This is a genomic window from Streptomyces sp. NPDC043896 (assembly GCF_056435605.1).
This window is the reverse complement of the sequence record NZ_JBWKEE010000021.1, coordinates 92176-117559: the sequence shown is the minus strand read 5'-3', so window position 1 is coordinate 117559 and position 25384 is coordinate 92176. Positions and strand designations below refer to the sequence as shown.

General features: G+C 72.7%; 26 protein-coding genes. 24 read left to right on the top strand and 2 right to left on the bottom strand.

Translation table 11 applies throughout. From position 1 onward, the window contains the following. The first annotated feature begins 5 nt into the window (after positions 1 to 5). The 3 genes from AC069X_RS27530 to ftsH all read left to right on the top strand — a co-directional run bounded on the left by AC069X_RS27530 (position 6) and on the right by ftsH (position 6323). Positions 6 to 2438, top strand: a complete 2433-nt coding sequence (locus AC069X_RS27530) for a [protein-PII] uridylyltransferase (protein ID WP_478732490.1) — start codon at positions 6 to 8, stop codon at positions 2436 to 2438. A gap of 228 nt (positions 2439 to 2666) precedes the next feature. Continuing rightward, positions 2667 to 4241, top strand: a complete 1575-nt coding sequence (ffh, locus tag AC069X_RS27525) for a signal recognition particle protein (protein ID WP_478732488.1) — start codon at positions 2667 to 2669, stop codon at positions 4239 to 4241. A gap of 138 nt (positions 4242 to 4379) precedes the next feature. Next, positions 4380 to 6323, top strand: coding sequence for an ATP-dependent zinc metalloprotease FtsH (gene ftsH, locus AC069X_RS27520; RefSeq protein ID WP_478732486.1), 1944 nt, complete (start codon positions 4380 to 4382; stop codon positions 6321 to 6323). Positions 6324 to 6336: 13 nt separating this feature from the next. On the opposite strand, the gene AC069X_RS27515 is transcribed toward ftsH, so the two are convergent. Then, entirely contained in the window at positions 6337 to 7017 is a 681-nt protein-coding gene (locus AC069X_RS27515; protein WP_478732484.1) for a methyltransferase type 11, read from the bottom strand. A 131-nt stretch (positions 7018 to 7148) separates the two neighbouring features. On the opposite strand from AC069X_RS27515, the gene proS reads away from it, so the two are divergent. The 18 genes from proS to AC069X_RS27425 all read left to right on the top strand — a co-directional run bounded on the left by proS (position 7149) and on the right by AC069X_RS27425 (position 21798). Next, complete coding sequence (proS, locus tag AC069X_RS27510; RefSeq protein ID WP_478732482.1) at positions 7149 to 8561, top strand: proline--tRNA ligase; 1413 nt, start codon at positions 7149 to 7151, stop codon at positions 8559 to 8561. A gap of 203 nt (positions 8562 to 8764) precedes the next feature. Continuing rightward, positions 8765 to 9361, top strand: coding sequence for a hypothetical protein (locus AC069X_RS27505; RefSeq protein WP_125594841.1), 597 nt, complete (start codon positions 8765 to 8767; stop codon positions 9359 to 9361). 263 nt (positions 9362 to 9624) lie between these two features. Continuing rightward, positions 9625 to 10062, top strand: coding sequence for a 30S ribosomal protein S16 (rpsP, locus tag AC069X_RS27500; protein WP_007266826.1), 438 nt, complete (start codon positions 9625 to 9627; stop codon positions 10060 to 10062). A gap of 2 nt (positions 10063 to 10064) precedes the next feature. Further along, complete coding sequence (locus AC069X_RS27495) at positions 10065 to 10304, top strand: RNA-binding protein (protein WP_007266827.1); 240 nt, start codon at positions 10065 to 10067, stop codon at positions 10302 to 10304. Between the two features lie 77 nt (positions 10305 to 10381). Next, on the top strand, positions 10382 to 10972 hold the full coding sequence (gene rimM / locus AC069X_RS27490) for a ribosome maturation factor RimM (RefSeq protein ID WP_478732479.1): 591 nt from the start codon (positions 10382 to 10384) through the stop codon (positions 10970 to 10972). Beyond that, on the top strand, positions 10972 to 11793 hold the full coding sequence (gene trmD, locus AC069X_RS27485) for a tRNA (guanosine(37)-N1)-methyltransferase TrmD (protein WP_478732477.1): 822 nt from the start codon (positions 10972 to 10974) through the stop codon (positions 11791 to 11793). The genes rimM and trmD overlap by 1 nt, the downstream gene beginning before the upstream one ends. A 133-nt stretch (positions 11794 to 11926) precedes the next feature. After that, the gene (rplS, locus tag AC069X_RS27480) at positions 11927 to 12277 is read left to right on the top strand and encodes a 50S ribosomal protein L19 (RefSeq protein WP_478732475.1); all 351 of its coding nucleotides are present in this window, start codon (positions 11927 to 11929) and stop codon (positions 12275 to 12277) included. A gap of 44 nt (positions 12278 to 12321) precedes the next feature. Continuing rightward, positions 12322 to 13092, top strand: a complete 771-nt coding sequence (gene lepB, locus AC069X_RS27475) for a signal peptidase I (RefSeq protein ID WP_478732473.1) — start codon at positions 12322 to 12324, stop codon at positions 13090 to 13092. A 175-nt stretch (positions 13093 to 13267) separates the two neighbouring features. Next, entirely contained in the window at positions 13268 to 14092 is an 825-nt protein-coding gene (gene lepB / locus AC069X_RS27470) for a signal peptidase I (RefSeq protein WP_478732471.1), read from the top strand. Between the two features lie 123 nt (positions 14093 to 14215). Next, positions 14216 to 15115 carry a signal peptidase I gene (lepB, locus tag AC069X_RS27465; RefSeq protein ID WP_478732469.1) on the top strand — a complete coding sequence of 300 codons (900 nt, stop codon included), beginning with the start codon at positions 14216 to 14218 and terminating at the stop codon, positions 15113 to 15115. A gap of 44 nt (positions 15116 to 15159) precedes the next feature. Beyond that, positions 15160 to 15918, top strand: a complete 759-nt coding sequence (gene lepB, locus AC069X_RS27460; protein WP_478732467.1) for a signal peptidase I — start codon at positions 15160 to 15162, stop codon at positions 15916 to 15918. Beyond that, positions 15908 to 16411 carry an NUDIX hydrolase gene (locus AC069X_RS27455; RefSeq protein ID WP_478732465.1) on the top strand — a complete coding sequence of 168 codons (504 nt, stop codon included), beginning with the start codon at positions 15908 to 15910 and terminating at the stop codon, positions 16409 to 16411. The genes lepB (AC069X_RS27460) and AC069X_RS27455 overlap by 11 nt, the downstream gene beginning before the upstream one ends. 55 nt (positions 16412 to 16466) lie before the next feature. Beyond that, positions 16467 to 16787, top strand: coding sequence for a DUF2469 domain-containing protein (locus AC069X_RS27450; RefSeq protein WP_478732463.1), 321 nt, complete (start codon positions 16467 to 16469; stop codon positions 16785 to 16787). Between the two features lie 140 nt (positions 16788 to 16927). Further along, positions 16928 to 17299, top strand: a complete 372-nt coding sequence (locus tag AC069X_RS27445) for a YraN family protein (RefSeq protein ID WP_478732461.1) — start codon at positions 16928 to 16930, stop codon at positions 17297 to 17299. 1 nt (position 17300) lies between these two features. After that, positions 17301 to 18923 carry a YifB family Mg chelatase-like AAA ATPase gene (locus tag AC069X_RS27440; protein ID WP_478732459.1) on the top strand — a complete coding sequence of 541 codons (1623 nt, stop codon included), beginning with the start codon at positions 17301 to 17303 and terminating at the stop codon, positions 18921 to 18923. Then, a complete protein-coding gene (dprA, locus tag AC069X_RS27435) occupies positions 18920 to 20101 on the top strand; it encodes a DNA-processing protein DprA (RefSeq protein ID WP_478732457.1) in 1182 nt (393 codons plus the stop codon). Before AC069X_RS27440 ends, dprA begins: the two co-directional genes overlap by 4 nt. Before the next feature lie 209 nt (positions 20102 to 20310). Then, complete coding sequence (gene whiG, locus AC069X_RS27430; protein ID WP_478732455.1) at positions 20311 to 21147, top strand: RNA polymerase sigma factor WhiG; 837 nt, start codon at positions 20311 to 20313, stop codon at positions 21145 to 21147. A gap of 93 nt (positions 21148 to 21240) precedes the next feature. Next, positions 21241 to 21798, top strand: a complete 558-nt coding sequence (locus AC069X_RS27425) for a TetR/AcrR family transcriptional regulator (RefSeq protein WP_478732576.1) — start codon at positions 21241 to 21243, stop codon at positions 21796 to 21798. On the opposite strand, the gene AC069X_RS27420 is transcribed toward AC069X_RS27425, so the two are convergent. Beyond that, a complete protein-coding gene (locus AC069X_RS27420) occupies positions 21788 to 22357 on the bottom strand; it encodes a M23 family metallopeptidase (protein ID WP_478732453.1) in 570 nt (189 codons plus the stop codon). The genes AC069X_RS27425 and AC069X_RS27420 overlap by 11 nt on opposite strands. Before the next feature lie 250 nt (positions 22358 to 22607). Between AC069X_RS27420 and rpsB the strand changes: the two genes are divergently transcribed. The 3 genes from rpsB to pyrH all read left to right on the top strand — a co-directional run bounded on the left by rpsB (position 22608) and on the right by pyrH (position 25369). After that, complete coding sequence (gene rpsB, locus AC069X_RS27415; protein WP_366455186.1) at positions 22608 to 23456, top strand: 30S ribosomal protein S2; 849 nt, start codon at positions 22608 to 22610, stop codon at positions 23454 to 23456. Positions 23457 to 23590: 134 nt separating this feature from the next. Further along, positions 23591 to 24427: a translation elongation factor Ts gene (gene tsf, locus AC069X_RS27410; RefSeq protein WP_478732451.1), complete on the top strand. Its 837-nt coding sequence runs from the start codon at positions 23591 to 23593 to the stop codon at positions 24425 to 24427. Between the two features lie 162 nt (positions 24428 to 24589). Next, positions 24590 to 25369 carry a UMP kinase gene (gene pyrH, locus AC069X_RS27405; RefSeq protein WP_478732449.1) on the top strand — a complete coding sequence of 260 codons (780 nt, stop codon included), beginning with the start codon at positions 24590 to 24592 and terminating at the stop codon, positions 25367 to 25369. Positions 25370 to 25384: the final 15 nt, after the last annotated feature.

Below are 25384 nucleotides of genomic sequence, written 5' to 3'. Positions count from 1 at the left end.
CCCGGGTGACGAGCGGCGAACCGACCACGCAGGACGATCCGGCCGGCTCCGGACCCGGCGGCTACGCCGCGGCCCGGCTGCGACTCCTCCAGGAGGAATCGCGGTCCGGGCCCTCCCGGCGTTCCGCCCTGTCCGGACTGACCGACCGATGGCTGAACGCCCAGTTCACGCAGGCCGCGCGGGAGACCGGCGTACGCGGCGCCGCCCTCGTCGCCGTCGGCGGCTACGGCCGCGCCGACCTCTCCCCGCGCAGCGACCTCGACCTGCTGCTGCTCCACGACGGCAAGGCCCGGCCCGCCGCACTGAGCGCGCTCGCCGACCGCCTCTGGTACCCCGTGTGGGACCTCGGCCTGGCCCTGGACCACTCGGTACGCACCCCCGCCGAGGCCCGCAAGACCGCCGCCGAGGACCTCAAGGCCCACCTCGGACTCCTCGACGCGCGGCTCGTCTCCGGCGACGCCGGGCTCCTGGCCGGGCTTCGCACCTCCGTGCTGGCCGACTGGCGCAACCAGGCCGCCCGGCGCCTCCCGCAGCTGCACGCCCTGTGCCGGGAGCGGGCCGAGCGCGCCGGAGAGCTGCGGTTCCTGCTGGAACCCGACCTCAAGGAGGCCCGCGGCGGCCTCCGCGACGCCACCGTCCTGCGGGCCGTCGCCGCGTCCTGGCTGGCCGACGCCCCGCGCGAGGGACTGGCCGAGGCCCGGCGCCGGCTGCTGGACGCGCGCGACGCGCTGCACCTGGTCACCGGCCGGGCCACCGACCGGCTCGCGCTCCAGGAGCAGCCCCAGGTCGCCGCCCGGCTGGGAATGCTCGACGCGGACGCGCTGCTGCGCGAGGTGTACGAGGCCGCCCGGGTCGTCGCCTACGCCGGCGACGTCACCTGGCGGGAGGTCGGGCGGGTGCTGCGCGCCCGGGCCGCCCGGCCGAGGCTGCGCGGCCTGCTGGGGACCCGGGGCGCGGCCGCGCCCGAGCGGGCGCCGCTGGCCGACGGGGTGGTGGAGTCCGACGGCGAGGCCGTCCTGGCGCTGGCCGCGCGGCCCGACCGGGACCCCGTCCTGCCCCTGCGGTTCGGGGCGGCCGCCGCGCAGGCGGGCCTGCCCGTCTCGCTGCACGCCGTACGGCGCCTCGCCGCGCAGTCCAGGCCGCTGCCCGTGCCCTGGCCGGCGGAGGCCCGGGAACAGCTGCTGACCCTGCTGGGCGCGGGGGAGCCGACGGTCGGGGTGTGGGAGGCGCTGGAGGCCGAGGGCCTGATCAGCCGGCTGCTCCCCGACTGGGAGCGGGTGCGCTGCCGCCCCCAGCACAACCCCGTGCACACCTGGACCGTGGACCGCCACCTGATCGAGACGGCCGTACGGGCCTCCGCGCTGACCCGCCGGGTGGGCCGGCCCGACCTGCTGCTCATGGCGGCCCTGCTGCACGACATCGGCAAGGGCTGGCCCGGCGACCACTCCGTCGTCGGCGAGACCATCGCCCGCGACATGGCCGTACGGGTGGGCTTCGACGCCGACGACACCGCCGTGCTGGGCACGCTCGTACGCCACCACCTGCTGCTCGTGGACACCGCCACCCGGCGCGACCTGGACGACCCGGCGACCGTACGGGCCGTCGCGGACGCCGTCGGCTCCCCGTCCACCCTGGAGATCCTGCACGCCCTGACCGAGGCCGATGCCCTGGCGACGGGCCCGGCCGCCTGGAGCACCTGGCGGGGCTCCCTGGTGGCCGACCTCGTGCGGCGCGTCGCCGCCGTGCTGCGCGGGGACCCGCCGGCCGAGCCCGAGCCGGAGATCCCCACCGCCGAACAGGAGCGCCTGGCCGTCGAGGCGCTGCGCACGGGCGAGCCGGTGCTCGCGCTGCACACGCGGGAGGAGGAGGACGCCGCCGTCGGGGTGGAGCTGGTCGTCGCCGTCCCGGACCAGCCCGGGGTGCTCCCGGCCGTGTCCGGGGTGCTGGCCCTGCACCGGCTGACCGTACGGGCGGCCGACCTGCGCTTCCTGGAGCTCGCGGAGCTGCCGGGCGAGGTGCTCGTGCTGCGCTGGCGGGTGGCGGCGGAGTACGGGGCCCTCCCGCAGGCGGCCCGGCTGCGGACCGACCTGATGCGGGCGCTGGACGGCTCCCTCGACGTCCCGGCGAAGCTGGCGGGCCGCGAGGCGGCGTACCCGCGGCGGCGGGGCGTGGTCCCGCCGCCGCCCCGGGTCACGGTGGTCCCGGACGTCTCGCCGCTGGCGACCGTCCTGGAGGTCCGGGCCCCCGACGCCGTGGGGCTCCTGCACCGCGTCGGGCGGGCCCTGGACGCGGCGGGGGTGCGGGTCCGCAGCGCGCACGTCTCCACCCTGGGGGCGAACGCGGTGGACACCGTCTACGTGGTGGACCCGGACGGCAAACCCCTGCTCCCGGCCGACGCCGCGGCCCTGGCGGCCTCCGTCCAGGCGGCCCTGGGGTGACCGTAACCTTCCCCCAGGGCGTCGTCGGGACGCCGTGCTCCCCCCCCCGCCACTGTGGGGATGACCCGAGGATGTCGTCAGGGCTGACGGCGTCGCCGATGTTGCTCCCCACCACTGCGGGGATGTGGCCTCGCCTGCCGCATGCGGCAGGCGAGGTCGATTCGTTTGCGGGGCCGGATACCCTGGAGGGCGACCCACCGCCCCCGACCCCAAGGACCAACGAGCGCCGTGTTCGATACTCTCTCCGACCGCTTGGCGAATACCTTCAAGGGCCTGCGCGGCAAAGGCCGGCTGTCCGAGGCTGACATCGACTCGGCGGCCCGGGATATCCGTATCGCGCTCCTCGAAGCCGACGTCGCCCTGCCCGTGGTCCGTACCTTCATCGCGAACGTCAAGGAACGCGCTCGCGGCGAAGAGGTCAGCAAGGCGCTGAATCCGGGCCAGCAGGTACTCAAGATCGTGAACGACGAACTCGTCACGATCCTCGGCGGCGAGACCCGCAGGCTGCGTTTCGCCAAGACCGCGCCCACTGTGATCATGCTCGCGGGCCTCCAGGGTGCTGGTAAGACCACCCTCGCCGGAAAGCTCGGCTTCTGGCTGAAGGGGCAGGGCCACACCCCGCTGCTCGTCGCCTGTGACCTCCAGCGCCCCAACGCCGTCAACCAGCTCTCCGTCGTCGCCGACCGCGCCGGCGTGGGGTTCTACGGCCCCCAGCCCGGCAACGGCGTCGGCGACCCGGTCCAGGTGGCCAAGGACTCCGTCGAGTACGCGCGAACGAAGCAGTTCGACGTCGTCGTGGTGGACACGGCCGGCCGTCTGGGTATCGACGCCGAGCTGATGCAGCAGGCGGCGGACATCCGTGACGCGATTTCGCCGAACGAGATCCTCTTCGTCGTCGACGCCATGATCGGCCAGGACGCGGTCAACACCGCCGAGGCCTTCCGCGACGGCGTCGGCTTCGACGGCGTCGTGCTGTCCAAGCTCGACGGCGACGCTCGCGGTGGTGCCGCGCTCTCCATCGCGCACGTCACCGGCAAGCAGATCATGTTCGCCTCGAACGGCGAGAAGCTCGACGACTTCGACGCCTTCCACCCGGACCGCATGGCGGGCCGGATCCTCGACATGGGTGACATGCTCACCCTCATCGAGCAGGCCGAGAAGACCTTCTCGCAGGCCGAGGCCGAGAAGATGGCGGCCAAGCTCGCCAAGGGCCCCAAGGAGTTCACGCTCGACGACTTCCTGGCCCAGATGGAGCAGGTCCGCAAGATGGGCTCCATCTCCAAGCTCCTCGGCATGCTGCCGGGCATGGGCCAGATCAAGGACCAGATCAACAACATCGACGAGCGCGACGTCGACCGCACGGCCGCGATCATCAAGTCGATGACCCCGGCCGAGCGCCAGGACCCGCACATCATCAACGGCTCCCGCCGCGCCCGTATCGCCAAGGGTTCCGGCGTCGAGGTCAGCGCCGTGAAGTCGCTGGTCGAGCGCTTCTTCGAGGCCCGCAAGATGATGTCCCGCATGGCCCAGGGCGGCGGGATGCCCGGCATGCCCGGCATCCCGGGCATGGGCGGCGGTCCCGGCCGGCAGAAGAAGCAGGTCAAGCAGGCCAAGGGCAAGCGCAAGAGCGGCAACCCGATGAAGCGCAAGGAAGAGGAGGCCGCGGCCGCGGCCCGCCGCGAGCAGGGCGCCCAGCCCGGCGCTCCGGCCGCGGGCGGCAGCCCGTTCGGACTCCCCGCCGGCGGCGGCCAGCCGGGTCAGGACTTCGACCTGCCGGACGAGTTCAAGAAGTTCATGAAGTAGCAGGTCGGGAAGCGGAAGTGGAAGGGCCCCGGGCGCGTCATGCGGCCCGGGGCCCTTCCGTATCTGCGGGGGCAGCGCGTCGATTTGTCGCTTATGGTCGGCCGGGAGGACGGCATGACGGCATAAGGAGGCGCCCACGTGCCCAGCCCCACCCCCGTACCGCCACGCGACCGGGCCGACACCCCCTGGCGCTCCGAGGGCGCCCCGCCCGCACCGCCGCCCAAGCGGAAGATGCCCGGCGGGGGCTGGCGCGGACTGGTCCTCGCCGCACTGATCGTCTTCCTGCTGACCAACCTCGTCCTGTCCTTCTTCAACGAGGGCGACGAGCCGACGATCTCGTACACGGAGTTCAGCAAGCAGGTCGGCGACGGCAACGTCTCCAAGATCTACTCCAAGGGCGACGCCATCCAGGGCGAGCTGAAGGCCGGGCAGCCCGTCCCCGGCGGCAAGGGCGACTACACCAAGTTCGTCACCCAGCGCCCCGCCTTCGCCGACGACCAGCTCTGGTCCAGCCTCACCGCCAAGGGCGTCACCGTCACCGCCTCCCCGGTGGTCGAACAGCGCAGCTTCCTCGCCAACCTGCTGATCTCCCTCGCCCCGATGCTGCTCCTCGTCGCCCTGTGGCTGCTCATCGCCCGCCGGATGGGCTCGGCGATGGGCGGGATGGGCGCGCTGGGCCGCAGGGGGCCGCCCAAGCCGGTGGAACTGGAGGCGGGCGCCCCGCGCACCACCTTCGACGACGTCGCCGGCATCGACGAGGTCGAGGGCGAGCTCAACGACGTCGTCGACTTCCTCAAGAACCCGCAGCAGTACCGCGAGATGGGCGCCCGGATGCCCGGCGGCGTCCTCCTCGCGGGCCCGCCCGGCACCGGAAAGACCCTGCTCGCCCGGGCCGTGGCGGGCGAGGCCGGGGTGCCCTTCTTCTCCGCGTCCGCCTCCGAGTTCATCGAGATGATCGTCGGGGTCGGCGCCTCCCGGGTCAGGGAGCTCTTCACCGAGGCCCGCAAGGTGGCCCCGGCCATCGTCTTCATCGACGAGATCGACACCATCGGCCGGGTGCGCGGCGGGGGCGGGGCCATGGGCGGCCACGACGAGCGCGAGCAGACCCTCAACCAGATCCTCACCGAGATGGACGGCTTCTCCGGCTCGGAGGGCGTCGTCGTCCTCGCCGCCACCAACCGCGCCGACGTCCTGGACCCCGCCCTCACCCGCCCCGGCCGCTTCGACCGCACCGTCACGGTCTCCCCGCCCGACCGGAACGGCCGCGAGGCCATCCTGCGCATCCACACCCGCGACATTCCGCTCGCCGCCGGCGTCGACCTCGCCCAGGTGGCCCGCACCACCCCCGGCATGACCGGCGCCGAGCTCGCCAACCTGGCCAACGAGGCAGCCCTGCTCGCCGTCAAGCGCAAGCAGCGCCAGGTCACCCAGACGGACCTCTCCGACGCGCTGGAGAAGGTGCAGCTGGGCGCGGAACGGCCCCTGGTGATGCCACTGGAGGAACGCCGCCGGACCGCCTACCACGAGAGCGGCCACGCCCTGCTGGGCATGCTCCAGCCGGGCGCCGACCCCGTACGCAAGATCACCATCGTGCCCCGCGGCCGGGCGCTCGGGGTCACCCTCTCCACCCCGGACGCCGACCGGTACGCGTACACCGAGGAGTACCTCCGGGGCCGCATCATCGGCGCGCTCGGCGGCATGGCGGCCGAGCAGACCGTCTACGACGTGATCACCACCGGGGCCGAGAACGACCTCGAACAGGTCACCAACATCGTCCGCGGGATGGTCGGCCGCTGGGGCATGAGCGAGCGCGTCGGCAAGCTGACCGCCATCCCCTCCGACGGACAGGGCCCCTACGGCCTGTCCGCCGCCCCCACCACCCTCGACACCGTGGACCACGAGATGCGGCGGATCGTCGACGAGTGCTACGAGGAGGCCTGCCGCCTGCTGCGCGAGCACCGGCCGAAGCTCGACGCCCTCGCCGAGGCCCTCCTGGAGGCCGAGACGCTGGACGAGCAGGCGGCGTACGCGGCCGCCGGCATCCCCAGGCTCGCGAAGCAGCCCCCCGAAGGGTCCCGCTGAAGCAGCCCGCCCGTTACGCCACCCGGGCGATGACGTACCGGAAGATGTTCGGCAGCCAGACGGCGCCGTCGGCCCGCTCGTACGGGTGAACGGCCTCCGACAGCTCCTTCTCCGCCTGGGCCGGATCCGCCGCGCCCCCGTACAGCCCGGTCGACAGCAGACCCCGTACCGCGCTGTCCACGTCCGCGTACCCGAACGGGCAGAACACCCGCCCCGACCCGTCGGGCACCAGCCCCGCCCGCGCCGCCAGCGCGTCCAGGTCCAGGGCCACCGGGCCGCCGCCCAGCACCGCCGGAACCGTGCAGCGCTCCGGCGGACCCCAGCCGGCCAGCACCACCGCGCCGCCCCGCCGGACCGCCGGCAGGGCCGCCGCCAGCGCGCCCGGGGACGGAGCGAAGGCCAGCAGCACGTCGTAGGGTCTCGCGGCCGGCACCGGGGGAGCCGCCACCACCTCCAGCAGCCGCTCGCGGGCCAGCGCCCGGCGGGCCGGATCCGGCTCCACGCCGGTGGCGGCGGCACCCCGCCCCCCGGCCAGCAGCAGGGCCAGCCCGGCCCCGCAGTCGAGGCCCAGCAGCCGGTCGCCCGGCCCGATCTCCAGCCGGTCGTAGACCGCTTCGTACAGCGGTACCAGCATCCGTTCCTGGATCTCCGCCCAGTCCCGGGCGACGAGCGTCGCCGTCGGCGTCGGTGTCATCGAAAGAGCGCTCCTGATTCCGTGTCGCCCCCTTGCCCCCGTTGCCAGGGAACTCCCCATTCGCCCCCGCGTCCAGAGGAGCGCGCCACCCGATTCACGCTCGGCGCGCCCGGCGCCGTACCATTCGCGCCATGGCAAAGGCACCCGTTCTCACCCCGCAGGCGGAGGATTTCCCCCGCTGGTACCAGGATCTGATCAACAAGGCCGAGCTGGCCGACAACGGTCCGGTCCGCGGCACCATGGTCATCCGCCCGTACGGCTACGGCCTGTGGGAGCGGATGCAGCAGGAGATGGACGCCCGCATCAAGGAAGCCGGTGCCCAGAACGCGTACTTCCCGCTGTTCATCCCGCAGTCGTACCTGACGAAGGAAGCCGAGCACGTCGAGGGCTTCGCCCCCGAGCTCGCGGTCGTCACCCACGGCGGCGGCAAGGAGCTGGAGGAGCCGGTCGTCGTCCGGCCCACCTCCGAGACGATCATCAACGACTACTTCTCCAAGTGGGTGCAGAGCTACCGTGACCTGCCGCTGCTGATCAACCAGTGGGCCAACGTGGTCCGCTGGGAGATGCGCCCCCGCGTGTTCCTCCGTACGAGCGAGTTCCTCTGGCAGGAGGGCCACACCGCCCACGCCACGTACGAGGACGCCCGCGAGTACGCGGCCCGCATCCACCGTGACGTCTACGGCGACTTCATGACGAACGTGCTCGGCATCGACGTCGTGCTCGGCCGCAAGACCGCCAAGGAGCGCTTCGCCGGCGCCATCAACACCCTCACCCTCGAGGGCATGATGGGCGACGGCAAGGCCCTCCAGATGGGTACCAGCCACGAGCTCGGCACCAACTTCGCGAAGGCCTTCAACACGCAGTACCTGTCGAAGGAAGGCCGGCAGGAGCTGGTCTGGCAGACCTCGTGGGGCGTCTCGACCCGCATGGTCGGCGGTCTGATCATGTCCCACGGCGACGACAGCGGCCTGCGGGTGCCGCCGCGCCTGGCGCACGTCCAGGTCGTCGTCATGGCGATCAAGGGCGACGAGGCCGTGGCGAAGGTCCGCGAGCTGGGCGACCGGCTCAAGGCCGCGGGCATCCGCGTCCACGTCGACGACCGCGTCGACACCCCCTTCGGCCGCCGCGCGGTCGACTGGGAGCTCAAGGGCGTACCGGTGCGCGTCGAGATCGGCCCCCGCGACCTGGAGGCCGGCACCGCGATGCTGGCCCGCCGGATCCCGGGCGGGAAGACCCCGGTGCAGATCGACGCGCTCGCCGACCTGCTGCCCAAGGTGCTCGACGAGGACCAGGCGCAGCTGCTGCGCGAGTCCCGCGAGCGCCGCGAGGCCCGTACGACCGACGTCGCCACGATCGAGGAGGCCGCCGAGGCCGCGATCGCGGGTGGCTGGGCGCGCATCCCGTGGGCCGACCTGGGCCCCGAGGGCGAGGCCAAGCTGGGCGAGCAGGCCGTCTCGGTCCGCTGCCTGGTGGCCGAGGACGGGTCGGTTCCGGTGGCCGACGACGCCCCCGGTACGCTCGCGATCGTCGCGCGCTCCTACTGATTTCCCCCGGCGCCCCTGGCGTGCGGCTTCGGCCGCGCGCCGGGGGCGTCGGCGTCGGACGGCCTTCGTTACGTACCGACTCCTCCTGGGATATGCGCACCCGTCCTCGTCAGGACGCATCAGACTGAACTGACGGGTACGTGCAAAAAATTTGGAATGGCCCGGAATCGGAACACCGGGGCACCCCGGCTCGTTGTCACGACGTGAGCACGACACCACCTGTTCTCGCCGCAGAGCTGGCGCAGGCGTGGGCCGACATTCAGCGGTACCACCCCGAGCTGCCTGACCTTGCCGCGCCCGAGTCCCTGATCGGAGAGTCCTCGTCCGCCTGTGGCGCCGAGCTCTCCTTCGAGCGACTGCTGCACGAGGCAGTCCACGGCATCGCCGCCGCCCGCGGAGTCCGCGACACCTCGCGCGCCGGCCGCTACCACAACCGCAGATTCCTCGCGATCGCCGAGGAGATGGGGCTGGACCACTCCGAGGAACCGCACGCCAGCAGCGGGTTCTCCCTGGTCACCCTCAATCCCGAGGCCAAGAAGCGCTACCGCCCGACCATCGAGCGGCTCCAGCGCGCCCTCAAGGCGCATACGGCGGCCACCGCGGCCGACACCAAGCGCAGCTTCCGCGGCCCGGCCGCCCGGCACGGCTCCTCGGGCGGCGGCGTACGGGTCAAGGCGGTCTGCGACTGCGGGCGCAACGTCCGGGTGGTGCCCTCCGTGCTGGCGCAGGCGCCGATCGTGTGCGGCGGCTGCATGAAGCCCTTCCGGATTCCCGAGGTCGCCACCGCGGCCGCGTCCTGAGTCCGGCCGGTCCGCGGAGCCGGTCCGCGGGGCCTCGGGCGGGGAGGCCGCGGCGCGGGCGGCGGGCGGCGCCGCCGGGCGGTGCGGGTGATCCCTCCCGCTCGGAAGCGCCGCAGGCGTGTGGCACAATGGGCAGCTGTACTCGACAGCCGCATAGGACCCCTCTCTCCTCCGGCTGACGCGTCCATCGGGCACCCGAGTACCGCAACCCCACGTGGCATCTCAAGTGCCCAACCACGTCAAGTTCAGGAGACACCACTCCAGTGGCAGTCAAGATCAAGCTCAAGCGCCTCGGTAAGATCCGCTCCCCGCACTACCGCATCGTCGTCGCCGACGCCCGCACCCGCCGGGACGGCCGCGCGATCGAGGAGATCGGCATCTACCAGCCGACGTACAACCCCTCGCGCATCGAGGTCAACGCCGAGCGCGCGCAGTACTGGCTGTCCGTGGGCGCCCAGCCCACCGAGGCCGTTCTCGCCATCCTGAAGCTCACCGGTGACTGGCAGGCGCACAAGGGCCTCCCGGCCCCGGCGCCGCTGCTGCAGCCGGCGACGAAGGAAGACAAGCGTCGTTCCTTCGACGAGTTCGCCAAGGCCCTCGAGGGCGTCGGCGAGGGCAAGGGCGAGGCCATCACGCAGAAGAAGAAGGCCGACAAGAAGGCGGACGAGGCTGAGGCCGCCGCCGAGTCGACCGAGGCCTGAGCATGCTCGAGGAGGCTCTTGAGCACCTCGTAAAGGGCATTGTGGACAACCCCGACGACGTGCAGGTCGCCTCGCGCAACCTGCGCCGCGGGCAGGTGCTGGAGGTCCGGGTCCACCCCGACGACCTCGGCAAGGTGATCGGCCGCAACGGCCGCACCGCGCGTGCCCTGCGCACCGTCGTGGGCGCCATCGGCGGCCGGGGGATCCGCGTCGACCTCGTCGACGTGGACCAGGTCCGCTGAGCAGTTGAACACCGGCACGGGCCGGGGAGGGCATACGTGCCCGCCCCGGCCCGTTGTCGTCTGAACAGGAGATACAGGTGGAGCTGGTAGTCGCGCGGGTCGGCCGCGCCCACGGGATCAAGGGTGAGGTCACCGTCGAGGTGCGGACCGACGAGCCGGAGCTGCGGCTCTCGCCCGGTGCCGTACTGCGGACCGAACCGGCGTCGGCGGGTCCGCTGACCATCGAGACGGGCCGGGTGCACAGCGGCCGGCTCCTGCTCCGCTTCGAGGGCGTCAAGGACCGCACCGCCGCCGAGGGGCTGCGCAACACCCTCCTCATCGCCGACGTCGACCCGGCGGAGCTGCCCGAGGAAGAGGACGAGTACTACGACCACCAGCTCATGGACCTGGACGTCGTACTGGAGGACGGCACCGAGATCGGCCGCATCACCGAGATCTCCCACCTGCCCTCGCAGGACCTCTTCATCGTCGAGCGGCCGGACGGCACCGAGGTCATGATCCCCTTCGTCGAGGAGATCGTCGCCGAGATCGACCTGGAGGAGCAGCGCTGCGTCATCACCCCGCCGCCCGGGCTGATCGACGACCGCGCCGAGATCGCCTCCGCGCGTGACGCCGAGGCCTCGGCGAAGGCCTCCGCCGAGGCGGAGAAGCCCGGGGACGACGCCTGATGCGGCTCGACGTCGTCACGATCTTCCCCGAGTACCTGGAACCGCTGAACGTCTCCCTCGTCGGCAAGGCGCGGGCGCGCGGGCAGCTCGACGTCCACGTGCACGACCTGCGGGACTGGACGTACGACCGGCACAACACCGTCGACGACACCCCGTACGGCGGCGGCCCCGGCATGGTCATGAAGACCGACCCGTGGGGCGAGGCCCTCGACTCCGCGCTGGCCGACGGCTACGAGTCCGGCGCCCACGGCCCGGTCATCGTCGTCCCCACGCCCAGCGGCCGGCCCTTCACCCAGGAACTGGCCGTCGAGCTCTCCGAGCGCCCCTGGCTGATCTTCACGCCGGCCCGGTACGAGGGCATCGACCGCCGCGTCATGGACGAGTACGCGACCCGGATGCCCGTCTACGAGGTCTCCATCGGCGACTACGTCCTGGCGGGCGGGGAGGCGGCCGTACTGGTCGTCACCGAGGCCGTGGCCCGGCTGCTGCCCGGGGTGCTCGGCAACGCCGAGTCGCACCGGGACGACTCCTTCGCGCCCGGCGAGATGGCCAACCTGCTCGAAGGCCCCGTCTACACCAAGCCGCCGCAGTGGCGCGGCCGCGGGATCCCCGAGGTGCTGCTCAGCGGCCACCACGGGAAGATCGCCCGCTGGCGCCGCGACGAGGCCTTCCGCCGCACGGCGCAGAACCGCCCCGACCTGATCGAGCGCTGCGAGGCCTCCGCCTTCGACAAGAAGGACCGCGAGATCCTCGGCATCCTGGGCTGGAAGCCGTCCGGAGACGGCCGATTTTGGCGCAGGCCGGAGGCCGTGGAAGAATAGGCGGCTGCTGTGTGCTTCCGTACGCTCCTGCCACAGGGGGATCGCCGTACGGGGAGTGGCACGGCTTCCGAATTCTCTACGGAAACCCGCACCGGCGACCTGTGGCGTCGTGCGAAGAAAGCAGACGAACAACATGTCTCACCTGCTCGATGGCGTCAACGCCGCCTCCCTGCGCTCGGACGTCCCGGCCTTCCGCCCGGGTGACACGGTCAACGTGCACGTCCGCGTGATCGAGGGCAACCGCTCCCGTATCCAGCAGTTCAAGGGCGTTGTCATCCGTCGCCAGGGCTCTGGCGTCTCCGAGACCTTCACGGTCCGCAAGGTCTCCTTCAGCGTCGGCGTGGAGCGCACCTTCCCGGTCCACTCCCCGATCTTCGAGAAGATCGAGCTCGTCACCCGCGGTGACGTGCGTCGCGCCAAGCTGTACTTCCTCCGTGAGCTCCGCGGCAAGGCCGCGAAGATCAAGGAGAAGCGCGACCGCTGATCTCCTCTCCGGGTCCCGGGGGCGGCCGGATAGGCTCGCACCCGATGGACACCGAAGCAGAGCTCACACAGCGCGGCCACTCCTCCCCCGCACAGGGGGAGGGGCGGCCGCGTTCTGCGTTCTCGGGGCTCCTGTCCGCCGGGATCCTGTCCTCCGGTTCCAGGTTCTCCCGCTCCTGGCGGCGGGCCGGTCTGCTCGGCGCGCTCTGTGCCGTCTTCCTGCTGCTGTTCGCCAACTTCGTCGTCCAGCCCTTCCAGATCCCGAGCCGTTCCATGGAGCCGACCCTGGAGGTGGGCGACCGGGTCCTGGTGAACAAGCTGGCGTACCGTTTCGGCGCCGTGCCGCAGCGGGGGGACGTGGTGGTCTTCGACGGTTCCGGTTCCTTCGTGCAGGAGGAGGCCGCCGAGAACCCGGTCGGCGAGGCCGTGCGCGGGGCGTTCGCGGCGCTCGGACTGGCCGAACCCTCCGACACCGACTTCGTGAAGCGGGTCGTGGGCGTCGGCGGGGACGACGTGGTCTGCTGTGACCAGGCCGGACGGATCCAGGTGAACGGGGTCGCGCAGGCGGAGCCGTACCTGTACCCCGGCGACCCGGCCTCGAAGGTGCCCTTCCGGATCGTCGTCCCGCTCGGGACCCTGTGGGTCATGGGCGATCACCGCTCCCAGTCCCGGGACTCCCGGGACCACCTGGGGGAGCCGGGCGGGGGGATGGTGCCGGTGGAGAAGGTGATCGGGCGGGCCGACTGGATCGGCTGGCCGGTGTCGCGCTGGGGCTCGGTCCCCGGGGCACCGGCCGGGGGCGGCTCCCGTGGGTAGCCGGGGGCGTCCCCGAGGGGGAGGCCGCCGGGAACCCGAGCGGGACCCCGGACCGGAACGGCCGGCGCGGCGCTCGGCGCAGCGGCCCGGGCCGGTGCCGCCGCGGGAGCCCTCGGGCGCTCCCGCACCTCCCCCCTCCTCCGTTCCCGCCCCGTCTTCGGCCGCCCCTGCCCCAGTGGCAGGGGCCGGGGCCGCCGACGCCGACGGCGTGCCCGCGGAGCCGGGCGGCCGGGCGGAGCGGCGCCGGCTGGCGCGCAAGGTCCGCCGCCGCAGGCGTACCCGGCGGGTGGGCGAGCTGCCCCTGCTGGTGGCGGTGGCCCTGTGCATAGCCCTGGTGCTCAAGACGTTCCTGGTGCAGGCGTTCTTCATCCCGTCCGGCTCCATGGAGCAGACGATCCGGATCGGCGACCGGGTGCTGGTGGACAAGCTGACCCCGTGGTTCGGCTGGAAGCCCGAGCGGGGCGACGTCGTCGTCTTCAAGGACCCCGGAGGCTGGCTCCAGGGCGAGGCCGCCCGGCCGGCCGAGGACCCGGCCGGCATCAAGCAGATCAAGCAGGCCCTGACCTTCATCGGCCTGCTGCCCTCCGCCGACGAACAGGATCTGATCAAGCGGGTCATCGGCGTCGGCGGGGACACCGTGAAGTGCTGCGACGCCCGGGGCCGGGTGAGCGTCAACGGAGCGCCGCTCGATGAGCCCTACGTGTCACCCGGCAACGCCCCCTCCGAGATCCGGTTCGAGGTGCGCGTACCGGCCGGGCGGGTCTTCGTGATGGGCGACCACCGCGCCAATTCGGCCGATTCCCGTTACCACCTCGACGAGGCCTTCGAAGGCACCATCGACGTGAAGGGCGTGGTCGGGCGCGCCGTGGTGATCGCCTGGCCCTTCGGCCACTGGGCCGGACTCGACCAGCCGGCCGCCTTCCTGATGGTTCCGGATCCCGTACGCGGCGGGCGGCGGCGCGGGCCCGGCCGTCGCCGTCGGAGCGCGGCGTTCGCATAGTGTGGCCTTGGTCTCCCGCGCCTTAGGGAACTCCCGCTCGTTAGGGGAGGGGAGGGCCCGTGTCCGATCCGGCGCGGGCGGCGTTTTTCCAGGTTTTCCGAGTGAGGAGTGGATGTGGGGGACGTGGCGGTAGGCGCACGATCCGGACGCGATGAGGGCGAGGAGCGGCCGGACGACGCCGTCGGGCACGAGACCGAGGAGGAGGGCGCCGAGGAGGCGGCGCCGCAGCGTTCCTTCTGGAAGGAGCTGCCGCTCCTCATCGGTATCGCCCTGCTGCTGGCCCTGCTGATCAAGACCTTCCTGGTCCAGGCGTTCTCGATCCCGTCCGACTCGATGCAGAACACCCTGCAGCGCGGTGACCGGGTGCTGGTGGACAAGCTGACCCCGTGGTTCGGCTCGGAGCCCGAGCGCGGTGAGGTCGTGGTCTTCCACGACCCCGCCAACTGGCTCGCCGGGGAGCCCACCCCCGAGCCCAACATCGCGCAGACGATCCTCAGCAAGATCGGCCTGATGCCGTCCGCCGACGAGAAGGACCTGATCAAGCGGACCATCGCCATCGGCGGGGACACCGTCGAGTGCAAGAAGGGCGGCCCGGTCGTCGTCAACGGCAAGCCGCTGGACGAGCCGTACATCTTCCCCGGCAACTCCGCCTGCGACGACTTCCCCTTCGGTCCGATCACCGTGCCCAAGGGCAAGATCTGGGTGATGGGCGACCACCGGCAGAACTCCCAGGACTCCCGCTACCACCAGCAGGACTCCACCCAGGGCTTCGTCCCCGTGAAGGAGGTCGTCGGGCGGGCCGTGGTGGTCGCGTGGCCGGTCACCCGCTGGTCCACGCTCCCCGTCCCGGACACCTTCGACCAGCCGGGCATCGGCAACCAGCCCCCGGCGCCCCTGCACTCGCCGCAGGCGAGCGGACTGGGCACGGCCGGGGTCACCCCGGGCGCGCTGGGCCTCGTCGGGGCGGTGCCCCTCGTGATGTGGCGCCGGCGGAGGCTGACCAAGGGGCGTACCGCCCGGTAGGGTGCCGCCCAGGTCGACGATCTCCGAGGCATGGGGGCGCTGCAATGGGCGGAACGCAGGCGATACGCGCGCGCAAGGACGGCCGCGGCGGCCTCGGCAACACGTTGTCGGGGATCGCCGTGGCCGTCGGCTTTCTGCTCTTCCTGGGCGGCTTCGTCTGGGGGGCGCTGGTGTACCAGCCGTACACGGTGCCCACGGACTCGATGGTGCCGACGGTACGGCCCGGCGACCGGGTGCTGGCACAGCGGATCGACGGCGGCGAGGTGCGGCGCGGGGACGTGGTCGTGTTCACTGACTCCATGTGGAGCAACTCGCCCATGGTCAAGCGGGTCGTGGCGGTCGGCGGCGACACCGTCGCGTGCTGCGGCCAGGGCGGCGGCCTGACCGTGAACGGCGAGCCGCTGGACGAGCCGTACCTGGACCGGGAGGGCGCCGGCGCGGCGGCCGCCGGGACGACCCCGTTCGACGTGAAGGTCCCCGAGGGCAACCTCTTTCTGATGGGCGACCGGCGCGGGGCGTCGCTGGACTCCCGCTCGCACCTCCAGGACGTCGGCCAGGGAACCGTGCCCCGCTCGGCGGTCACGGCCCGCGTCGACGCGCTCGCGTGGCCGTCCATGGGCATGCTGGAACGCCCGCGGAGCTTCGCCGCCCTGCCGGGCGGGATCTCCGCCCCCGGGCCGCTGCCACTCCAGCTGACCGCGGTACTGGCCGGCGGCGCCCTGGTGCTGCTGGGCGGCGCCTACGGGCCGCTCGCGCGGCTCCTGGGCCGCGGGCGCGCCGGGGAGGCCCCCCGTGGCCGCTGAGCCGTCCGGGACGTCGCCGCGCAAGGTCTCGCGGGTGATCCTGCTCGACCCCGAGGACCGGATCCTGCTCCTGCACGGCTTCGAACCGGACGATCCGGCCGACGACTGGTGGTTCACCCCGGGCGGCGGACTGGAGGGCGCCGAGACCCGGGAGCAGGCGGCGCTGCGGGAACTGGCCGAGGAGACCGGGATCACAGAGGTCGAGCTGGGGCCCGTGCTGTGGCACCGGTACTGCGCCTTTCCCTTCGACGGGAGGCGCTGGGAGCAGGACGAGTGGTACTTCCTGGCCCGTACCGCCCAGACCGGCACCGAGCCGCGCGGGCTCACGGAGCTGGAGCGGCGCAGCGTCACGGGTGCCAGGTGGTGGACCTCCGAGGAACTCCTCGCGGCCCGTGAGACGGTGTACCCGACCAGACTGGCCGAGCTGCTCCGGACGCTGCTCGACGACGGTCCCCCGGGCGCTCCGGTGGTCCTCGCCCCGGAAATCGTTTAGGGGCGTACGGCGCTGGCGCACAATAGGGGGACGCACGGCTGAAGGGGAACATGCCATGAGCGCCGAGGACCTCGAGAAGTACGAGACCGAGATGGAGCTGAAGCTCTATCGCGAGTACCGCGACGTCGTCGGGCTGTTCAAGTACGTGATCGAGACCGAACGCCGTTTCTACCTCACCAACGACTACGAGATGCAGGTGCACTCGGTCCAGGGGGAGGTCTTCTTCGAGGTCTCGATGGCCGACGCGTGGGTCTGGGACATGTACCGGCCGGCCCGCTTCGTCAAGAAGGTGCGGGTGCTGACCTTCAAGGACGTGAACATCGAGGAGCTCAACAAGAGCGATCTCGAACTGCCGGGCGCCGACCTGCCGGGCTGATCCAGGGGCCGGTCCACAGCCCGGTCCACGGCCCGGTTCACCCTGAGGAGTGAGCCGGCCGTCCACAGCGGCCGGGTTGTCCACCAAGATCCACTCGGTCGGCCGGGACGCGGGACCTTCGGTACCGGAGGTGGTGCCGGATGAACGCGAAGGGCGTGGCACAGCAGGCGTTGGGGCGGTACGGCGAGGAGCTCGCCGCCCGCAGACTGACCGAGGCCGGGATGACGGTGATCGCCAGGAACTGGCGGTGCCGTGCCGGGGAGATCGACATCGTCGCCCGCGACGGGGACGCCCTCGTCGTGTGCGAGGTCAAGACCCGCCGCGAGGGCGCCTTCGAGCACCCCATGGCCGCCGTCCGGGCCGGCAAGGCCGAGCGGCTGCGCCGGCTCGCCGGGCGGTGGCTCGCCGACCACGGGGGACCGCCGCCGGGCGGGGTGCGCATCGACCTGGTCGGAGTCCTGCTCCCCGGGCGCGGGGCGCCCGTGGTGGAACACGTCAGGGGGGTGGCCTGAGATGGGATTCGCACGGGCCTGCTCGGTGGCCCTGGTGGGCGTCGAGGGCGTACTGGTGGAGGTCCAGGCCGATCTGGAGCCGGGGGTGGCCGCCTTCACCCTGGTGGGGCTGCCGGACAAGACCCTGGTCGAGAGCCGGGACCGGGTACGGGCGGCGGTGGTGAACTCCGGTGCCCCGTGGCCGCAGAAGAAGCTCACGGTCGGACTCAGCCCGGCGTCGGTCCCGAAGTCCGGCGCCCATTTCGACCTCGCCGTGGCCGCGGCCGTCCTCGGCGCCGCCGAGGCCGTCGACCCCCGGCGGATCGCCGACCTCGTGCTCATCGGGGAGCTGGGCCTCGACGGCCGCGTGCGCCCGGTGCGGGGGATCCTGCCCGCCGTGCTCGCGGCCGCCGAGGCCGGGTACCGGCAGGTGGTGGTGCCGCAGCAGTGCGCCGCCGAGGCCGCCCTGGTCCCCGACGTCTCGGTGCTGGGCGTGCGGAGCCTGCGGCAGCTGATCGCCGTGCTGACCGGCGGGGAGGTGCCCGAGGAGGACGCGCAGGAAGCGGCGGGCCGCCCCGACCCGATGCTCGCGGGGCTGGTCGTGCCCGGCGCCGCACTGGGCACGGGCCTCTCGGGGCGGGGGGACGCCGCGGACGTCCCCGACCTCGCCGACGTCGCCGGCCAGCACAGCGCCCGCCGGGCCCTGGAGGTGGCGGCCTCCGGCGGCCACCACCTCTTCCTCAGCGGGCCCCCGGGGGCGGGCAAGACGATGCTCGCCGAGCGGCTGCCCTGGCTGCTGCCGCCGCTCACCCGACAGGACTCCCTGGAGGTGACGGCCGTCCACTCGGTCGCGGGAATCCTGCCGCCCGGCGAACCGCTGGTCGGCAGGCCCCCGTACTGCGCCCCGCACCACTCCGCGACCATGCAGTCGCTGGTCGGCGGCGGAGCCGGGATCCCCAGGCCCGGAGCGGTCTCCCTGGCGCACAGGGGCGTCCTCTTCCTGGACGAGGCCGCCGAGTTCAGCGGCAAGGTGCTGGACGCCCTGCGCCAGCCCCTCGAAGCCGGGCACGTGGTCATCGCCAGGGCCGCCGGAGTGGTACGGCTGCCCGCGCGGTTCCTGATGGTCCTCGCGGCGAACCCCTGCCCCTGCGGCCGCCACACCCTGAACGGCTCGGGCTGCGAATGTCCCGCCTCGGTGATCCGGCGCTACCAGGCCCGGCTGTCCGGACCGCTGCTCGACCGGGTCGACCTGCGCGTCGAGGTGGAGCCCGTCACCCGTTCCGACCTGCTGGGCCGGGGCGGCCGAGGGGAGCCCACGGCGGCCGTCGCCGACCGGGTGCGCGAAGCCCGCGAGCGGGCCGCCGCCCGGCTCGCCGGCACCCCGTGGCGGCTCAACTCCGAGGTGCCCGGGCACGAGTTGCGCACCCGCTGGCCCGCCGGCCCCGGCGCGCTGGCCCTGGCGGAGCGGGACATGGAGCGCGGACTGCTCACCGCGAGGGGGCTGGACCGGGTGCTGCGGGTCGCCTGGACCGTCGCCGACCTGCGGGGCCGCGACCGCCCCGAGGCGCTGGACGCGGCCGTCGCGCTGGAGCTGCGTACCGGGATCGCCCGGGGTGCGGCCCAGGCCGTGGGGGCGGGGTCGTGAGCGCCGCCGGGGGGCCCGACCCGGAGTTCCTGGCCCGGGCGGCGCTGACCCGGGTGCTGGAGCCCGGGGACGAGCACGGCGGACGCTGGATCCGGGAGCACGGGGCCGCCGGCCTGATGGGGCTCCTGACCGGCCCGGACCCCGGCCCGGGGGCGCTGGCCGGGGTGGGGGCCGAGCGGCTCGCCGGATACCGGGCGCGGGCCGCCGCGGCGGAGCCCCTGCGGGACCTGGAGAGCGCCGCGGAGACGGGCTGCCGGTTCGTCTGCCCGGGCTCGGCGGAGTGGCCGACCCAGCTGGACGACCTCGGCGACGCCCGCCCCGTGGGGCTCTGGCTGCGGGGCCGGCCCCACCTGCGGACCTGGGCCCTGCGCTCCGTCGCCGTGGTCGGGGCCCGCGCGTGCACCCCGTACGGGGCCCACATGGCGCAGACCCTGGCCGCCGGGCTCGCCGAGCGCGGCTGGGTGGTCGTCTCCGGGGCGGCGTACGGGATCGACGGCGCCGCGCACCGGGGGGCCCTCTCCTCGGGCGGAGCCACCGCGGCCGTACTGGCCTGCGGCGTGGACACGGTCTACCCGCGCGGGCACGCCGGACTGCTGGGCCGGATCACCCGCCAGGGGCTGGTGCTGGGCGAACTGCCGCCCGGCAGCCACCCCACCCCGAGCCGGTTCGTCCTGCGCAACCGGGTCATCGCCGCCCTCACCCGGGGAACGGTGGTCGTGGAAGCCGCACACCGCAGCGGCTCCCTGGTCACCGCCCGCCGGGCCCAGGCGCTGGGCCGCCTCACCATGGGCGTTCCCGGGCCCGCCACCAGCGGCCTCTCGGCCGGGGTGCACGAGCTGCTGCGCGGCGAGGCGGTCCTGGTCACCGACGCCGACGAAGTGGTCGAACTGGTCGGCGACATGGGCGAACTGGCCCCCGTCCGCCGGGGACCGGTCCTCGCCCGGGACCTGCTGGCCCCGGGCGCCGCACGGGTACTCGAAGCCCTCCCGGCCGGACGCCCCGCGGGCCTCGGCGAGATCGCCCTCGCCGCGGCGGCCGGCACCGATGAAGTCATCGGCAGACTGTACGAACTTCACTCTCTGGGGTTCGTCGAACGGCAGGGCGACGGCTGGCGGTTGACCCCGCGCACGTCCCGAGAGGGGGTGCAATCCGGGGCCGACCGGCGAGGCGGTCGTTGACCTGGGGCGTTCCGGTGAAAGAGTGAAGGCGATGAGAGACGCGGTTCTCCCGGTGGCGGTCGCCGGGACCGTGCGCGAGGCGCCGGTCCCGGGCCGCCCGCGCGAGGGCGGACGCCCCTGCGCCCCCGCCCCATCCCGTACTCTTCGCGCACCGCGACTCTTCCGTCACGCTACGCTCCCAAGGAATCCCGCTCCGGCAAAGGCGAAGCATGCCCCAGCACACCTCAGGGTCCGACCGCGCCGCGGTGCCCCCCGCTGCCCGTGGCAGCGTGCGGTCCACCGCGCCCTCGTCCCTGGAGGTCCTCTGGCGCTCATACAAGGATTCGGGTGACGAGCGGCTGCGGGAGCAGCTGATCCTGCACTACTCGCCGCTGGTGAAGTACGTGGCCGGCCGCGTCAGCGTGGGCCTGCCGCCCAACGTGGAACAGGCCGACTTCGTCTCCTCCGGGGTCTTCGGCCTGATCGACGCGATCGAGAAGTTCGACATCGAGCGCTCCATCAAGTTCGAGACGTACGCGATCACCCGGATCCGCGGCGCGATGATCGACGAGCTGCGCGCGCTGGACTGGATCCCGCGCTCCGTGCGGCAGAAGGCGCGGGCCGTGGAACGCGCCTACGCGACCCTCGAAGCCCAGCTGCGGCGCACCCCGACCGAGGGCGAGGTCGCGGGGGAGATGGGCATCGGGGTGGAGGAACTCCACACGGTCTTCAGCCAGTTGTCCCTCGCCAACGTGGTCGCCCTCGAAGAGCTGCTGCACGTGGGCGGGGAGGGCGGGGACCGGCTCTCCCTGATGGACACCCTGGAGGACACCGCCGCCGACAACCCGGTGGAGGTCGCCGAGGACCGGGAGCTGCGCAGGCTGCTCGCCCGGGCCATCAACACCCTCCCCGAGCGGGAGAAGACCGTGGTGACCCTCTACTACTACGAGGGCCTGACCCTCGCCGAGATCGGCAACGTGCTGGGCGTCACCGAGAGCCGGGTCAGCCAGATCCACACCAAATCCGTGCTCCAGCTGCGGGCCAAGCTCGCCGACGTCGGCCGCTGAGCGGGCCGGGTGCCCGGCGGCCCCGCCGGCGGGGCCGACACCCTTGCGTCACCTCCGTACAGTGGTGACGTGCCCAGGATTCGAGCGGCCTCCGTGGCCGAGCACCGGTCGATGCAGCGCGGCGCCCTCTTGGACGCCGCCCGTTCCCTGTTGTCCGAAGGCGGGACGGAAGCCCTGACCTTCCCCGCCCTCGCGGAGCGGACCGGGCTCGCCCGGTCGTCCGTGTACGAGTACTTCCGCTCGCGCGCCGCCGTCGTCGAAGAGCTGTGCGCGGTGGACTTCCCCGTCTGGGCCGCCGAGATCGAGGCGGCGATGGAGCAGGCGGCCACGCCGGAGGAGAAGATCGAGGCGTACGTCCGCACCCAGCTGGGGCTGGTGGGCGACCGGCGCCACCGCGCGGTGGTGGCGATCTCCGCCGGCGAGCTGGACGCGGGCGCGCGGGAGAAGATCCGCGCGGCGCACGGCGGCCTCGTGGCGATGATCGTCGAGGCGCTGGAGGCCCTCGGGCTGCCGGAGCCCCGGCTGTCCGCGATGCTGCTCCAGGGCGTCGTGGACGCCGCCGCCCGCCGGATCGAGCTCGGCGCCGCCGAGGACCCGGCCGTGATCGCCGAGACGGCCGTCTCCATGGCCCTGCGCGGCGTCACGGCCTGACCGCCCCCGGCAGCAGCCGGGGCGTGGGCGAGGGGAGCAGGGCCAGCGGGTTCAGGTAGGCGTCCTCGCCCGCGAGGACACCCCAGTGCAGGCAGGGCCCCGGGCAGTGGGAGCCCTCCGTGAGCACCGCCACCACCTGTCCCGCCGTCACGGGCTCCCCCTCCGCGACCAGCGGCCGCACCGGCTCGTACGTCGTGCGCAGGCCGCCAGGGAGGGTCAGCGACAGCACCCCGCGCCCCGCGACCGGCCCCGCGAAGTGCACCCGCCCGGGCCCCACGGCGCGCACCTCCGCCCCGGCCGGCGCCGACAGGTCCACGCCGCGGTGCCCGGCCGCGTACGGGGTCGGCGGCGGATCCCACCACCGGGCCACGGACAGCGGCGCGGGCAGGGGGCGCACTCCCCGCACCCCGCGCACCGCGCCCGCCCCGCGCTCCGGCGCGACGGGCGCCGCCGCGGCGGGTCCGGGAGCCGTCGCGACGGCCGGGGACGGCGGCGGGGCCAGGGTCGGGGCCAAGACCAGGGGCAGCGCCAGCAACAGGATGACCAGCGGTTTCGTCATGCCCCGCAGGATCCTCCGGAGACGCTCCGCCCGGTTCGCGGCTGTGGACGGCCGAGAGGGTGTGGACAACGGCGTCACCCGGCATACCGCCGGGTCCCGTACACTTCTTGTGGCGATCCGGGTCACCGGGTCGACTTCGCACGCCCCAGCGCCGACCGGTTCCGGTCAGGTGAAAGCGTCTCTCGGTCCCTCAAGGGGCAGGGCGCGGCGGGGCGTCAGGAACCAAAACCGAGAAACCAAGGAGATGGCCATGGCCGTCGTAACGATGCGGGAGCTGCTGGAGAGCGGCGTCCACTTCGGTCACCAGACCCGTCGCTGGAACCCGAAGATGAAGCGCTTCATCTTCACCGAGCGCAACGGCATCTACATCATCGACCTGCTCCAGTCGCTGTCGTACATCGACCGCGCCTACGAGTTCGTGAAGGAGACCGTCGCGCACGGTGGCTCCATCATGTTCGTCGGTACGAAGAAGCAGGCGCAGGAGGCCATCGCCGAGCAGGCGACCCGCGTCGGCATGCCGTACGTCAACCAGCGCTGGCTGGGTGGCATGCTCACCAACTTCTCCACCGTCTACAAGCGCCTCCAGCGTCTGAAGGAGCTTGAGGCGATCGACTTCGAGGACGTCGCCGCCTCGGGTCTCACCAAGAAGGAGCTCCTGGTCCTCTCCCGCGAGAAGGCCAAGCTGGAGAAGACCCTCGGTGGTATCCGCGAGATGTCGAAGGTTCCCAGCGCCGTCTGGATCGTCGACACCAAGAAGGAGCACATCGCCGTCGGTGAGGCGCGCAAGCTGCACATCCCGGTCGTCGCGATCCTCGACACCAACTGCGACCCGGACGAGGTCGACTACAAGATCCCGGGCAACGACGACGCGATCCGCTCCGTCACCCTGCTCACCCGCGTGATCGCCGACGCCGTCGCCGAGGGCCTCATCGCCCGCTCCGGCGCCGCGACCGGCGACTCGAAGCCGGGCGAGAAGGCCGCCGCCGAGCCGCTCGCCGAGTGGGAGCGCGACCTGCTCGAGGGCGAGAAGAAGGCTGACGCCGAGGCCCCGGCTGCCGAGGCTCCGGCTGCCGAGGCTCCGGCCGCCGAGCAGGCCTGACCCACTGAGAGCGCCCGGCGTTCACTCGCCGGGCACTCGCAGCACGGACGATGACGGCGGGGGAGCCGCGCCACGAGCGCGCTCCTCCGCCGTTCACCCGTAGATCTACGACTTCGAGAGAGAATCACAGACTCATGGCGAACTACACCGCCGCTGACGTCAAGAAGCTCCGCGAGCTCACCGGCGCCGGCATGATGGACTGCAAGAAGGCCCTCGTCGAGTCCGACGGCGACGTCGACAAGGCTGTCGAGGCCCTGCGTATCAAGGGCCTGAAGGGTGTCGCCAAGCGCGAGGGCCGCTCCGCCGAGAACGGTGCCGTCACCTCCCTGATCTCCGAGGACGCCACCTCCGGCGTGCTCGTCGAGCTCAAGTGCGAGACCGACTTCGTCGCCAAGAGCCCGAAGTTCCTGGCCGTCGCCGACCAGCTCGCCGCCCACGTGGCCGCCACCAAGCCGGCGGACATCGAGGCGCTGCTGGCGTCCGAGATCGAGGCCGGCAAGACCGTCCAGGCGTTCGTGGACGAGGCCAACGCCAACCTGGGCGAGAAGATCGTCCTGGACCGCTTCGCGCAGTACGAGGGCGCCTTCGTCGCCTCCTACATGCACCGCACCATGCCCGACCTGCCCCCGCAGATCGGTGTCCTGGTCGAGCTGGACAAGGCCGACGCCGACCTGGCCAAGGGCATCGCCCAGCACATCGCCGCCTTCTCGCCGAAGTACCTGACCGCCGAGGACGTTCCGGCCGAGGTCGTCGAGTCCGAGCGCCGCGTCGCCGAGGAGACCACCCGCGCCGAGGGCAAGCCCGAGGCCGCGATCGCCAAGATCGTCGAGGGTCGCGTCAACGGCTTCTTCAAGGACGCCACGCTGCTCGGCCAGCCGTACGCCCTGGACAACAAGAAGTCCGTCCAGAAGGTGCTGGAAGAGGCCGGTGTCACCCTGAAGCGCTTCAGCCGCATCAAGGTCGGCATCTGAGTCCGTCCGTACGCGACGGACACCGGACCCCTATAGGGTCTGAAGCAGTCGTCCGCGCTTGCGCAGGACGACCGCAGATCTGACGAGGAGGCCATTGCCGCAGAGGGAACCGCGAGGACCCACCGGCAATGGCCTTCTTCGTATGTGCACGAGGAGATCTCCATGAATCAGGGCGTGGACCCCCACACCGCATCCGACGACAAGAGCGACCACGAGAAGAAGGGTCGCCGCTTCATGCTGAAGCTCTCCGGCGAAGCCTTCTCCGGCGGCGGCGGACTGGGTGTCGACCCCGACGTCGTGCACGCCATCGCCCGCGAGATCGCGGCCGTGGTCCGCGACGGCGCCGAGATCGCGGTCGTCATCGGCGGCGGCAACTTCTTCCGCGGCGCGGAGCTTCAGCAGCGCGGCATGGACCGTGCCCGGTCCGACTACATGGGCATGCTCGGCACCGTCATGAACTGCCTCGCCCTCCAGGACTTCCTGGAGAAGGAAGGCATCGACAGCCGCGTCCAGACCGCCATCACCATGGGCCAGGTCGCGGAGCCGTACATCCCGCTGCGCGCCGTGCGCCACCTGGAGAAGGGTCGCGTCGTCATCTTCGGCGCCGGCATGGGCATGCCGTACTTCTCCACCGACACCACGGCCGCCCAGCGTGCCCTGGAGATCGACGCCGAGGCCCTCCTCATGGGCAAGAACGGCGTCGACGGGGTCTACGACTCCGACCCGAAGACCAACCCGGACGCCGTGAAGTTCGACGCGCTGGAGTACAGCGAGGTGCTGTCCCGGGACCTCAAGGTCGCCGACGCCACGGCCATCACGCTGTGCCGCGACAACCGGCTTCCGATCCTGGTCTTCGAACTGCTCGCCGAGGGCAATATCGCCCGCGCCGTCAAGGGTGAGAAGATCGGCACGCTCGTGAGCGACCAGGGCACCCGGGCCTGAGCCCGCCGAGCCGGG